This window comes from Streptomyces sp. NPDC005496 (assembly GCF_042872045.1).
GTDB lineage: Bacteria > Actinomycetota > Actinomycetes > Streptomycetales > Streptomycetaceae > Streptomyces.
Genome location: NZ_JBIAJQ010000002.1, coordinates 468,809 through 481,596, shown reverse-complemented (window position 1 = coordinate 481,596; position 12,788 = coordinate 468,809). Strand labels below are relative to the sequence as shown.

Genomic DNA, 12,788 nt, shown 5'->3' with positions numbered 1-12,788 from the left:
ACAGAAGTAACCGAAGTGCTGGAGGCACCCCACCATGACCACCTTCGTGGACCGCGTCGAGCTGCATGTCGCCGCGGGTAGCGGAGGCCACGGCTGTGCCTCCGTACACCGGGAGAAGTTCAAGCCGCTCGGCGGCCCCGACGGCGGCAACGGAGGCCGTGGCGGTGACGTGATCCTGGTCGTCGACCAGTCCGTCACCACGCTGCTCGACTACCACCACAAGCCGCACCGCAGCGCGACCAACGGCAAGCCCGGCGAGGGCGGCAACCGCTCCGGCAAGGACGGCCAGGACCTCGTCCTGCCCGTCCCGGACGGCACGGTCGTCCTCGACAGGGCGGGCAACGTCCTCGCGGACCTGGTCGGCCACGGCACCTCGTACGTCGCCGCCCAGGGCGGCCGCGGCGGCCTCGGCAACGCGGCGCTGGCCTCGGCCCGCCGCAAGGCCCCCGGCTTCGCGCTGCTCGGCGTGCCCGGCGACTTCCAGGACATCGTCCTGGAGCTGAAGACCGTCGCGGACGTGGCCCTGGTCGGTTACCCGAGCGCCGGCAAGTCCTCGCTGATCTCCGTCATGTCCGCGGCCAAGCCGAAGATCGCGGACTACCCCTTCACGACCCTGGTCCCGAACCTCGGCGTGGTGACGGCCGGCGAGACCGTCTACACGATCGCCGACGTGCCCGGCCTCATCCCCGGCGCGAGCCAGGGCAAGGGCCTCGGCCTGGAGTTCCTGCGCCACGTGGAGCGCTGCTCCGTGCTCGTCCACGTCCTGGACACGGCGACCCTGGAATCGGACCGCGACCCGGTCTCCGACCTCGACATCATCGAGGAGGAGCTGAAGCAGTACGGCGGCCTCGACCGGCGTCCGCGCATGGTCGTCCTGAACAAGATCGACGTACCGGACGGCAAGGACCTGGCCGAGATGGTCCGGCCCGAGCTGGAGGCCCGCGGCTACCGCGTCTTCGAGGTGTCGGCCGTCGCCCACACCGGCCTCAAGGAGCTGTCCTTCGCGCTCGCCGACGTGATCGCGAAGGCCCGCGCGGCCAAGCCCCAGGAGGAGGCCACGCGCATCGTCATCCGCCCGAAGGCGGTCGACGACGCCGGCTTCACGGTGGTGCAGGAGGAGGACGGCCTGTTCCGCGTCCGCGGCGAGAAGCCCGAGCGCTGGGTCCGGCAGACCGACTTCAGCAACGACGAGGCCGTCGGCTACCTGGCCGACCGGCTCGCCCGCCTCGGCGTCGAGGACCAGCTGATGAAGACGGGTGCCCGCTCGGGTGACGGCGTCGCCATCGGCCCCGAGGAGAACGCGGTCGTCTTCGACTGGGAGCCCACGGTCATGGCCGGCGCCGAGATGCTCGGCCGCCGCGGCGAGGACCACCGCTTCGACGCCCCCCGCCCGGCCGCCCAGCGCCGCCGCGACAAGCAGGCGGAGCGGGACGAGTCGGAGCAGGAGTACGACGACTTCGAGCCGTTCTAGCCGCTCGCCGCGCAGGAAGCGCATCGCCCCGAGAACGCCCCGGTCCGCACGGACCGGGGCGTTCTCGCGTTCCCGGGCACCGTCAGGTCCGCGCCAAGTGGGCCGATCACAGGCCGTGTCGCGGTGGTGACGATCTACGATGCGGGCGGACCGCGCGCCCGGCCGGGCGGACCTCGCGGAGCCGGACATCGGAGTACCGGGGGAGTGTCATGAGCGACCGGACCGTGCGCACGGTCGAGGTGCCCGTGGGGGACGGCGGCGACGAGGTCGTGCGCGTCCAGATCCGCGAGGTGGACGAGTCCCTGGTCAGGGTCGGGCGCGCGGGGCGCGCGGTGGCCCGGGCCGAGCGCTCGCTCGGCGAGATGCTGGACACCGTACGGCCCGTCGCGGACAGCTTCGTGGGGCGGTTCCGGGATCTCGCGGACGCACCCGACGAGATCACCCTGGAGTTCGGGGTGTCGCTGTCGGCGGAGGCGGACGTCGTGATCGCGAGCACCGCCACGCAGGCCAATTTCTCCGTGACGCTGACCTGGAACCGCGGTGACGCCCGGGAAGCGGCCGCGGACCGTACGCGGGTGAACTGAGCCGGACGGGGGCGCGATGACGGGGGAAGAGTCGCAGAGTCCGGACGAGGCGCTGGCAGCGGCGGTCGTCCGGATCAAGGGGCAGGACGGCGAGGTCGGGGGAGCCGGGTTCTTCGTCGCCCCGGATCTGGTGCTGACCTGCGCCCATGTGGTGTCGGACGTGCTGGAGCGGTCGCGCGACCGCCCGGTGGCCCCCGGGACCGCCGTCACCGTGGACCTGCCGCTGTCCGGGCCCGGGGCGCCCGAGGGCACGGGCGGGGCTGCGGGCGGGGACGCGCGGCCCGGACAGCCGCGTCCCGAGCGCAAGGCCCTCGTCGAGACCTGGGTCCCGATCAGGGCCGACCGGACGGGCGACCTGGCCCTGCTGCGGCTGCCGGAACCGCTCCCCGGAGCGCGCCCGCTGCCCATGGCCGACCCCGTCAGCGTCTGGGAGCACGGGGCGCGCGCGGTCGGGTTCACGGACGGCGAGCCCGGCGAGAGCTGGTTCCGCGGGAAGCTCGGCGGTGCCACCGGCGAGGGCTGGCTCCAGCTCTCCCGGGCCGACGGGCAGGCCGCCCACGTCCGGCAGGGCTTCAGCGGCACACCGGTCTGGGACAACGAGCTCGGCGCCGCCGTCGGCCTGGTCGTCGCGGCCCAGCCCGAGCAGGACGCCCAGCAGGCCTTCGTCCTGCGGACCCGGACCCTGCTCGCGGAGCTGCCCGCACTGGCCCCGCTGGTACTGCCCGCCGTGCCGTTCCGCGGTCTCGCCCCCTTCCGGGAGGAGGACGCGGACGTCTTCTTCGGGCGGGACGGCGACATCGCGGACGTCGTCGGCGCCCTGCGCGGGGAGCGGCCGACGGTCACCCTCTACGGCCCCTCGGGCTCCGGGAAGTCGTCCCTGGCGCTGGCCGGTGTGGCCCCCCGGATGCGGCGGGACGGCTACGACGTGCTCGTCGTGAACGCGGGCCAGGTCTCGTCCCCGTTGTCGGCGCTGGCCACCGAGCTGTACGAGGACATCCGCTCCGGCCGCTTCGGGCCCGCCCGCGCGCACAGCGCCGACCAGGTCGAGTCGTGGCTCGCGGACAAGGGCCTCGCGGACGCGCTGCACCGCGCGCGGGGCACGGCGGGCGGCCGGCTGCTCGTCGTCCTCGACCAGGCCGAGGCGCTCCTGGACCGCACGGAGGCGGAGGTCGCCGAGACGGTGCGGCTGCTCTTCCCCGAGCGCCCAGGGGGCGACGGGACACGCGTCCTGCTCACCCTGCGGGCCGACCTCATGGACGCGGTGCTCAGACACCCGGCCCTCGGGCCGGCGGTGCGGGCGGGCCGCACGCTGCCGCTGACGCCGATGACGCGCGAGCAGCTCCGCGAGGTGATCACCCGGCCCGTCGAGCGGGCCCCCGGGGTGGCCTACGACCCCGGGCTGGACCGGCGCATCCTGGACGACACGGGCGGCGAGCCGGGCATCCTGCCACTCCTCGGCTTCGTACTGGAGCAGCTGTGGCACGAGCGTGCCGTCGGACGGCTGCGCGCGGCGGCGTACGACGGGATGAACGGCGTCACCGGGGCGCTCGGACTGCACGCCCGAAACGCCTGGCGGGAGTGCGTGGAGGAGGGGTCGGAGGCCGACGCGCTGCGGCTGCTCACCGGGCTGGTCCGGGTGCTGCCGGGCGGGGCGACCCCGCTGCGCCGCAGGCTCACCCGTAAGGAGGCGGGCGAGGAGCGCTGGCGGCTGGCCCGGTCCTTCGCGGAGCGGCGGCTGCTGGTGCTGCACGGCGGCGACCAGGAACCGGAGACCGCCGAACTCGCCCACGAGGCGCTGATCACGGCGTGGCCCGCGCTCGCCCGGCAGGTGAAGGCCGACGGCGAGTTCCTGGCCGCCCGGGCGGAACTCGCGCACGACCGGGAGCGCTGGGAACGCGGCGGCCGCTCGGCCGACCTGCTGCCGGGGGCGGTGCAGCTGGGCCTGCTGACAGGGCGGCTGCGGGACCGTGAGGACGAACTGACGGGTGCGGACCGGGACTTCCTGGATCAGGCACGGCAGCGTCAGCGCGCCCGCGGCAGACGCCTGTGTGCCGCCTGGATCGCCGGCGCGCTGGTGCTCGCGCTGATCGCCGGGCTCGGCACCTTCCTCGTCCACCAGTCGGGGGTCAGCGAGCGGCGGGGCGCCGAGGCACGCTCACGCGCGCTGGCGAGCCTCGCCGGGGAGCTGGACAAGCGCGACCCCGCCAAGGCCGCCCTGGTGGCGATGGGGGCGTACGACACCGCGCCGACGCAGGAGGCCCGTACCGCGATGCTGCGCGGCTACGACAAGTTCAACGGCGCGGCGTGGGTGATGGGAGGGGTCGAGGGCGAGATCGACGCCGTGTCCATGAGCGTGGACGGCCAAGTGGCTCTGGCCACCAGTCAGTTGGGGCGGGCGTCGCTGTTCCTGCGCTCGCCTGGGGGAAAGGTCAGGCGGCTGCAGCTGCAACTGCAGGGCCTGGCCTTCCATCCGCTGGTCAGCCGGGACGGACGCCGGATCGCCTACATCTCGACGGAGGACGCGCTGGTCTGGCACGACGTCGACGCCGGGGCGGACCGGGCGGCGGACGTGCTGGGCCGCAGGCACCCGGTGCCGGCTGCCGAGTTCGCCGCCAAGGCCGAGGGGAAGGGACGCCAGAGCGACCAGGTCCACTTCATGGACTTCTCCCCGGACGGCTCCGAGATCGTGACGGTGGCGGACGGGCGGCTGGGCGTGTGGGATCTGCGGGCCGGGACCCGCCGGCCGGTGCCCGGCCGGCCGCCCGCGGTCGACGCGGTGTGGTTCGGCCCGGACGCGAGGACGGTGGTGGCCCAGCGGAGCCCCCAGGATCCCGACGGCGGGAAGCACACGGTCGTGGCGATCGACACCCGCACCGGCCGGACACGCGAACTCGCCCGCGGCGTCGAGACGTTCGACATGGAGACCATGATCCGATCGTTGCCGGCCATCGCGCTGTCCGGTGACGGCAGGGTGCTGAGCCACTGCCGGACGGAGAAGCACGACGGGACGAATCGCGCGGTCTACCGGACCGTGCGGGTGGCCGACGGCCGGGAGCGGAACCGGTACGTGACCGAGGGCTACCGCTGCCGTGGCGTGGCCATGGACCGCACGGGCGCCCTCCTCGCCATGCACGTGTACAAGTCCGACTGGGTCGTCGGCGGAGTCCGCGAGGGCGACGAGGTGCTGCCAGCGGACGCTGCCGAGCAGACGGCCGACATCGCAGGCCGCCTGCTCGGTGACGCGCAGCACCTGGTGGTGCCCACCTGGGACGGGACCACCGTGACGGGACTGTCCCTGGAGACGTCCGACCATCCGCTGCGCCTCGTGGTCGCGCATCCGCTCCTTCTCGACGACGCCAGGACTCTGGTCGCCCACGTGGAGACGCGGCAGGACGCCATGGACCCGGTCGGCAACCGTCTGGCCCTGGTCGACGCGACGACCGGACACGTGAGGACCCAGGTGGCGCGGCCGCCAAGGGACAGCCGCATGGACCCGGACCCTCCGCACACCCTCGCGGTCAACGAGGCCCAGACCCTGGTGGCCGACGTGGTGGGCCGCGACCGTATCCAGATCCGGCGGATCCCCTCGCTGCGCAAGGTCGCCGAGATCACCACGCGGATGCCTCCCGCCGACAAGCAGGGCAAGTCCCGCCTCTCCCTGCTCTTTCTGCGTGGCGACGAGCTCGTGACCCTCTCGGGCACCCGGATCGAGCACTTCGACGCCCGGAACGGCCGGCGCCTGACGAAGACCCTCGACGCGCGCGAGCTGGGCCTCCCCGGGAAGACGCCTGCCCTGACCACCTCCGACGGCGACCCGCCCGATTCCGGATACGCCCTGAACCGCCGCCCCGAGCCCGGACTCGTGCAGATCGTGGTGCGCGGCCACCCGCGGCTGTACGCCGTCGACCTGCGCACCGGCAAGGAGGTCAGAAGGCTCAGGGTGACCCTCGGCCCCGACAACGACCGTGCCTTCCTCGACCCGAGCGGCCGGTACGCGGCGGCGAAGACCAAGGGAAGCATGGTCGAGATCTGGTCGGTGCGCGCGGGGCACCCGCCCACCCGGGTGCTCGGACCCCTCGGGCCGCTGGGGGAGAACGACGCGTCCTGGGGCGACGGCTTCACTCTCGGTTTCACCGGACGCGGCTCGGAGTTCTACGTGGCGACGAGCAGCTCGGTACGTTTCCAGGACGCGGAAGACCCGAGCCGCTTCGAGACGTACGACTTCGCCGAGGACCAGTACTTCCTCGCCGCCACCCGGAACGGCCGGACGCTGCTCAGGGTCCAGGACGGCAAGGCCGACCTGCTCACGCTCGACCCGAGCCGGTGGAAGCGACGCCTGTGCGCCGTCGTCGGCCGCGACCTCACGGACGATGAGCGGCGCGGGCTGCCCGCACTGCCGGCGACGGTCTGCCCCGACTGACGGCGCCGGCACGGGAGTTCGGCCGCCGCGCCACGCGAAGGGCCCCCGGGAAGCTGCTCCCGGGGGCCCTTCGCGTACGGGACGGGACCTACGCGGTGACCGAGTCCTCCGCGCCGTTGTCCTCCGTCTCGACGGCCTCCAGGCCCTGGTCGGACTCCTGAGCCGTCTCCTCGGCGGCGCTGCGCTGGGAGGGGATCTCCGCGGCGAGACGCGACTCCATGCGCACGCGCCGCTCGTCGGCCTTGGTGCACAGGGCGTCGATCGCCGAGTTGAAGCGGGCCAGGGACGGCGGGTCCGAGGGGCCCAGCAGGTGCACCTTGAGCTCGGCGCGGGCCGCGGTGAACAGGTCCTTCTCCGGGAAGCGCACCGACTCCAGCAGCGCCGGCACCCCGTCCGCGGCCGGGGTGAGCACGACACCCGCGGACACCGTCGGGAAGCCCGCGCGGAACGCCGCCTCGGACATGCCCGAGGTGTTGGCGACGGCGTAGGGCTTCTCGCTGGACAGCCAGTCGGAGACGACCGACGAGACGTCACTGATCAGCAGGTCCGCCTGGTTGAAGCAGGTGAAGATCGCCGGACGCGCGTCGGTGATGATCTGGTGCTCCCACTCCGGGAACGACGCCCAGTAGGCGGACTCCCACGCCGCGGTGGCCCGGGCGATCTCCGCCTCGCGGTCACCGTGCGGCGCGCCCTGGAGCAGCATCCGCTCCATCTCGTCGGCGCTGGCACGGAAGGCCGTGGAGGTCAGCTTGTCCAGTTCCGCGGTGAGGCGCGCCAGATCGGCCGCCGCCTCCGGGCCCGGGCGGGCACCCGACCGCTTGGTGTTGGCCTCGCGGATCATCGCCTTGATGCGCTCGTTGGCGGCGCCCGCGCGCGGGTCGACGGAGCCGGTCATCGGGTGCGGCTTGTAGAGCAGGCGCACACCGTCGTCGGCCAGCAGCCGCCGGACGATGTTCTCGCCGGCCAGCACCACCGAGGTGTTGCCCGGGTTGCCGTCCCAGCCCTCCCAGGTGGGGGCGTACAGGACGGTCGTGTACGTGCCCGTCGGCGCGCCCGAGTAGGGGCGGATCGGCGCCAGCTGCGGGCGGCCCACCTCGACGATGTCCTTGTTCTCGACCCCGACCTCGGCCAGCAGGTAGCGCTCGCGGGCCGCGGGACCGGCCACCCACACCTCGTCGTACGCCTTCGCGTACGGGTTGCAGGAGGACAGCTTGTCGCTCTCGCCGTGGTTGGTGAAGGCGTGCTTGATCGTGGGGATGCGCAGCACCTGCGAGGTCTTCGCGGCGTTCGCCGGGTGCAGCATCATCTTCAGCGTCGAGTTCTCCAGCGAGAACATCGTCGACACCTTCGGGAAGCAGATGATCGGGACGTCGGTCGCGTCGATCTTCTGCACCATGAAACGCTCACGCAGCACGATCAGCGGCTTGGCGTCGATCTGCGAGAGCGTGGAGAGCCACATGTTCGCCTGGTACGCCGACGTCGTACCGCCGGAGAAGTACATGGCGACCGTCGGCCGGTACTCCGCCAGCCACTTGTCCAGCCACTCCATGACCTTCTGCTCGCTCTCCGCGCGCTTCCTGGGGAGCAGCCAGGTGCCGAGGTGGACGGTGCCGCCGGCGATCAGCAGCAGGGAGACGCCGACGCCGACGGCGCCCCACAGGCCGTCCTCGGTGGCCGCGGTGACCAGCAGGCCGATCGTCGCGGGCACGGAGAAGGTCAGCAGGCGGTGGCCCTGGCGGCGGGCCAGGATGCGCGGCGGCGCGGTCGTCAGGCGCAGCGCGGAGGCGTCGATGTTCCGCGTGACGATCGGCAGCGTACGGGTGCGGCGGACCAGGACGGCGACGGCCTGGCACGCGAAGTGCAGCCCGTAGAAGAGGCAGAGCGCGACGAGCAGCGGCGCCTGCTCGCGCTCCGGGTCGATGCCGTCGATGCGCAGCAGGCCCACCAGGACCAGCATGTCGCGCAGCAGCTGGCGGACCGTGACGTCGAAGCGGACCTTGCCGAGCAACGCGAGCAGACCGGGATCGCGATACTGCAGATAGACGTCGAGGGCGAGTCCCGCCGCGCTCGCGGCGACGAACACCGGGACGTACGGCAGCAGAGCGGAGACGATCTGTGCCGTGAAGAGCGCGAACATCGCGAGCAGCGCGGAGAGCTGCACGATGCGGCGGGGGGCGAGGCCTGCGGAAGGCACGGGCGGGGCTCCTGCGAAGGGATGCGGCGGATGGGCGAACCGGGGGTGACGTCGGGCAGGCATGACCTGGCCGACCACTGACCGTATGACCTCTGGCGCCCGGCTAGCAATCTTCGGTGGGAACTATCACCGGAAAACGGGCATCCTGCCCTCGGTGTCGTGTGCGCGGGGGCCGTCCGCCCCTCGGAACGCGGCGGCGAACCCAACCCGCGCTCACGTAGATTGCACGTACCGGGCTGGTCGGACCTCACAGACATTGGGGAAGTACGTGTCAGCGGCAAGGCAAGGTGTGGCGGACGCCCACAGGATCGTCGTCAAGGTGGGCTCCTCGTCCCTGACCACCGCCGCCGGCGGGCTGGACGCCGACCGGGTGGACGCCCTCGTCGACGCCCTCGCCAAGGGCCGCAGCGGCGGGGAGCGGGAGATCGTCCTCGTCTCGTCCGGCGCCATCGCCGCCGGGCTCGCCCCGCTGGGCCTGCGCCGCCGCCCCAAGGACCTCGCCCGCCAGCAGGCCGCCGCCAGCGTCGGCCAGGGGCTGCTCGTGGCCCGCTACACCGCCTCCTGCGCCCGGCACGGCATCCGCGTCGGACAGGTGCTGCTCACCTCCGACGACACCAGCCGGCGCGCCCACCACCGCAACGCCTCCCGCACCCTCGACAAGCTCCTCGCCATGGGCGCGCTGCCCGTCGTCAACGAGAACGACACGGTCGCCACGGACGAGATCCGCTTCGGCGACAACGACCGGCTCGCCGCGCTCGTCGCCCACCTCGTACGCGCCGACCTGCTGGTCCTGCTCTCCGACGTGGACGGGGTGTACGACGGCGACCCCGGCAGGCCCGGCACCTCGCGGATAGCGGAGGTGCGCGGCCCGCAGGACCTGGCGCACGTGGAGATCGGCAGCGCCGGCAAGGCCGGGGTCGGCACCGGCGGCATGGTCACCAAGGTCGAGGCGGCGCGCATCGCGGCGGCGGCGGGCATCCCGGTGGTCCTGACGTCCGCCGTGCACGCCGCCGACGCCCTCGCCGGCCGCGACACCGGCACGTACTTCCACCCCACCGGCCGCCGCTCCGCCGACCGGCTGCTGTGGCTCCAGCACGCGTCGACCCCGCAGGGCGCGCTCGTCCTGGACGACGGGGCGGTCCGCGCGGTCGTCGAGCGCCGCACCTCGCTGCTGCCCGCGGGCATCGCCGGGGTCGAGGGCGAGTTCACCGCGGGCGACCCGGTCGAGCTGCGTGACGGCCGGGGCCGGGCGGTCGCGCGCGGCCTCGTGAACTTCGACGCCAAGGAGATCCCGCAGCTGATCGGGCGCTCGACGAGGGAACTGGCGCGCGAGCTGGGTCCCGCGTACGAGCGCGAGGTCGTACACAGGGACGACCTGGTGCTCCTGCACCCGTAGAACGCGTCCCGGACACTCCGTAGGACAACCGGCCACGGTGGTCGTGAACGGCCGATTCTCCCGCCCTCCGGCGAGGGACGTTCCGTAAAACCGCCACGCGATCCCGCCTTAGCTGTTCAACTTTGTTGCAGGGAGATTCCGCACGACCATTGCGTAAAGGAGGCCGCCGTGAGACGAGTGCGCCCTGGGGCGGCGGCGTCCCGCGGTGGTGGCACCTCCCGTGCGATGAGCGAGGAGCGCGCGCTCACCAGCGTCGCCGCCGGTGACACGTACGAGGGCGGCGACCCCGCGGACGTGCCGCGGCTCTGGCACGTCACGCTCAGCCTCTCGGGCGGCGAGGCCCCGCTGAAGGAGGTCAGGCGCGCCCTGGAGCAGCTCGCCCACGACCACCCCTTCCTCCTCACCAGCCGGTACGCGAACGACCACGCGGAGATCCGGTACTGGGAGGAGGCCCGCGACCTGCACGACGCGGCCGCGGTCGCGCTGCGCCTGTGGGGCGAGCACCGGCAGACCGCCAAGCTCCCGCCCTGGGAGATCGTCGGCCTCGAGGTCATCGACCGGGAGACCTACCACCACCGCATCGCCGAGGGGTACGGGCCGCTGCCCGCCACCCCGGTCGGCGTGCATCCCTTTTGAGCCGCCTTCGCCGGGTGTCTCGGGGTTTGGGACAAGAGCTGAACAGCCCCATTCGGAGCACTAGGCTGCCGTCATGACCACGCTCTCGCCGTACGACTCGATGTCCCCGGTCACCCAGGCCGCCTACCGTGCGAAGGCCGCCGCCGCCGATCTCGCGCCCCTCCCGCGGGCCGGGAAGGACGACGCGCTGCTCGCGATCGCGGACGCGCTGGAGGTCCGTACGAGCGAGATCGTCGCGGCCAACGCCAAGGACATCGCCCGTGCCCGCGAGGCCGGTACCAGCGAGACCGTCATCGACCGGCTCACGCTCACGCCCGAGCGGGTGCGGGCCATCGCCTCGGACGTCCGCGACGTGGTGGCCCTGCCCGACCCGGTCGGCGAGGTCGTCCGCGGCTCGACCCTGCCCAACGGCATCGACCTGCGCCAGGTGCGCGTCCCGCTCGGCGTCGTCGGCATCATCTACGAGGCCCGCCCGAACGTGACCGTCGACGCTGCCGCCCTCTGCCTGAAGTCCGGCAACGCGGTGCTGCTGCGCGGCTCCTCCTCGGCGTACGAGTCGAACACCGCCCTCGTGCGCGTGCTCCGCGACGCCGTGGGCGGCGCCGGACTGCCCGCCGACGCCGTGCAGCTCGTGCCCGGCGAGGGCCGTGACTCCGTCCGCGAGCTGATGCGCGCCCGCGGCCTGGTCGACGTCCTGATCCCGCGCGGCGGCGCCTCCCTGATCCGCACCGTCGTGCAGGAGTCCATCGTCCCGGTCATCGAGACGGGCACCGGCAACTGCCACGTCTACGTCGACGCCGACGCCGACCTCGACATGGCGATCGACATCCTCATCAACTCCAAGGCGCAGCGCCCGAGCGTCTGCAACGCCGCCGAGACCCTCCTGGTCCACCAGGACATCGCCCCGCGGTTCCTGCCGCGCGCCCTGGACGCCCTCGCGGACGCCGGCGTCACCGTGCACGCCGACGAGCGGGTGGCGGCGTACGCGAAGGACTCCCGGGCCACGGTCGTGGAGGCCACCGCGGAGGACTGGGAGACCGAGTACCTGTCCTACGACATCGCCGCGGCCGTCGTGGACTCCCTGGACCGCGCCGTCGAGCACATCCGGCTGTGGACCTCCGGGCACACCGAGGCGATCGTCACCACCTCGCAGCAGGCGGCCCGCCGGTTCACCCGCTTGGTCGACTCGACCACGGTCGCCGTGAACGCCTCGACGCGCTTCACCGACGGCGGCCAGTTCGGCTTCGGCGCCGAGATCGGGATCTCCACGCAGAAGCTCCACGCCCGGGGCCCCATGGGGCTGCCGGAGCTGACGAGCACCAAGTACATCGTCACCGGGGACGGGCACGTCCGCCGCTGAGCCCGCCCGCCGGAAGGCGTCTCGCCAGGCGGATGAATTTCCATACGGTCTGCCCAAAATGACCCCCCAGGTCTACGCTGGACCCGTGCCGGAGGACGTGGGGGGCATGCCGTTTCCGGACGGCTGGGAGCCCGACGACGACCGCGACCGCGGGGGTATGGACGAAGAGTTCGCCTCCGTGGTCTTCGACGAGGACTTCGTCCGCTCGGCCGTGGTCCACGAGCCGACCGCCGTGGAACGCCTGGTGGCCGCCGCCCAGGCCCGCGCCGAGGCCTCCGAGGAGGCCCGCCGGGCCCGCGCCGGGAGCCACGGCGACGACGACCGCTACGAGGACGGCTTCGGCCCCGACGGACACTCCGGTTTCGGCCACGACCTCGATCCGGACGATCCGGACGCCGCCGACGTCCTGGAGGGCCGCTACGGGCCGTCGGGGACGTACGGACCGGGCCGATGGCACCGGCCCGTCGCCTGGATGCTGGCCCTGCTGATGGGCGTCGGCATGGTCGCCCTCGCCTTCACGGCGGTCTACCGGGGCGCCTCGTCCGGCCGCCAGGATCAGGTCCCCGCGCCCGCCTCCACGGGCCTCGAACAGGGCCCGGACAAGGTCACCGGCGTCAGCCCCTCCGTTTCCGCCGAACACTCCCAGCCGGCGGTGTCCGCGGTGCCCCGCACCCCCTGACAAACCTGCCCCGAACCGGTCGCAAGTTGTCGCGTAGCCGGGTTTACC

8 protein-coding genes are annotated in these 12,788 nt (G+C 73.1%); 7 read left to right on the top strand and 1 reads right to left on the bottom strand.

The window, feature by feature from the left end; genetic code table 11:
* The first annotated feature begins 34 nt into the window (after window positions 1–34).
* The 3 genes from obgE to ACFYQQ_RS06685 all read left to right on the top strand — a co-directional run bounded on the left by obgE (window position 35) and on the right by ACFYQQ_RS06685 (window position 6,475).
* Window positions 35–1,471 (top strand): GTPase ObgE, encoded by a 1,437-nt coding sequence (obgE, locus tag ACFYQQ_RS06695; protein ID WP_355781719.1) that lies wholly within the window; start codon window positions 35–37, stop codon window positions 1,469–1,471.
* 209 nt (window positions 1,472–1,680) lie between these two features.
* Window positions 1,681–2,055, top strand: coding sequence for a CU044_2847 family protein (locus ACFYQQ_RS06690; RefSeq protein WP_355781716.1), 375 nt, complete (start codon window positions 1,681–1,683; stop codon window positions 2,053–2,055).
* A 16-nt stretch (window positions 2,056–2,071) separates the two neighbouring features.
* On the top strand, window positions 2,072–6,475 hold the full coding sequence (locus tag ACFYQQ_RS06685; protein ID WP_388903753.1) for a trypsin-like peptidase domain-containing protein: 4,404 nt from the start codon (window positions 2,072–2,074) through the stop codon (window positions 6,473–6,475).
* A gap of 88 nt (window positions 6,476–6,563) precedes the next feature.
* Here the strand turns inward: ACFYQQ_RS06685 and ACFYQQ_RS06680 are convergent, their stop codons facing one another.
* The gene (locus tag ACFYQQ_RS06680) at window positions 6,564–8,669 is read right to left on the bottom strand and encodes a hypothetical protein (RefSeq protein WP_355779284.1); all 2,106 of its coding nucleotides are present in this window, start codon (window positions 8,667–8,669) and stop codon (window positions 6,564–6,566) included.
* Window positions 8,670–8,937: 268 nt separating this feature from the next.
* Between ACFYQQ_RS06680 and proB the strand changes: the two genes are divergently transcribed.
* The 4 genes from proB (at window position 8,938) to ACFYQQ_RS06660 (ending at window position 12,740) form a co-directional block, all read left to right on the top strand.
* Complete coding sequence (proB, locus tag ACFYQQ_RS06675; RefSeq protein WP_355779281.1) at window positions 8,938–10,065, top strand: glutamate 5-kinase; 1,128 nt, start codon at window positions 8,938–8,940, stop codon at window positions 10,063–10,065.
* 177 nt (window positions 10,066–10,242) lie between these two features.
* Window positions 10,243–10,701: a hypothetical protein gene (locus ACFYQQ_RS06670; protein WP_355779290.1), complete on the top strand. Its 459-nt coding sequence runs from the start codon at window positions 10,243–10,245 to the stop codon at window positions 10,699–10,701.
* Between the two features lie 73 nt (window positions 10,702–10,774).
* Window positions 10,775–12,061 (top strand): glutamate-5-semialdehyde dehydrogenase, encoded by a 1,287-nt coding sequence (locus ACFYQQ_RS06665; RefSeq protein ID WP_355779278.1) that lies wholly within the window; start codon window positions 10,775–10,777, stop codon window positions 12,059–12,061.
* Between the two features lie 58 nt (window positions 12,062–12,119).
* Complete coding sequence (locus tag ACFYQQ_RS06660) at window positions 12,120–12,740, top strand: hypothetical protein (protein WP_355779275.1); 621 nt, start codon at window positions 12,120–12,122, stop codon at window positions 12,738–12,740.
* Window positions 12,741–12,788: the final 48 nt, after the last annotated feature.

Coding starts and splice junctions, on each gene's coding strand:
- ACFYQQ_RS06665 (WP_355779278.1), top strand. CDS start 10,775: ATGACCACGCTCTCGCCGTACGACTCGATGTCCCCGGTCACCCAGGCC.
- ACFYQQ_RS06690 (WP_355781716.1), top strand. CDS start 1,681: ATGAGCGACCGGACCGTGCGCACGGTCGAGGTGCCCGTGGGGGACGGC.
- ACFYQQ_RS06660 (WP_355779275.1), top strand. CDS start 12,120: ATGACCCCCCAGGTCTACGCTGGACCCGTGCCGGAGGACGTGGGGGGC.
- obgE (WP_355781719.1), top strand. CDS start 35: ATGACCACCTTCGTGGACCGCGTCGAGCTGCATGTCGCCGCGGGTAGC.
- ACFYQQ_RS06685 (WP_388903753.1), top strand. CDS start 2,072: ATGACGGGGGAAGAGTCGCAGAGTCCGGACGAGGCGCTGGCAGCGGCG.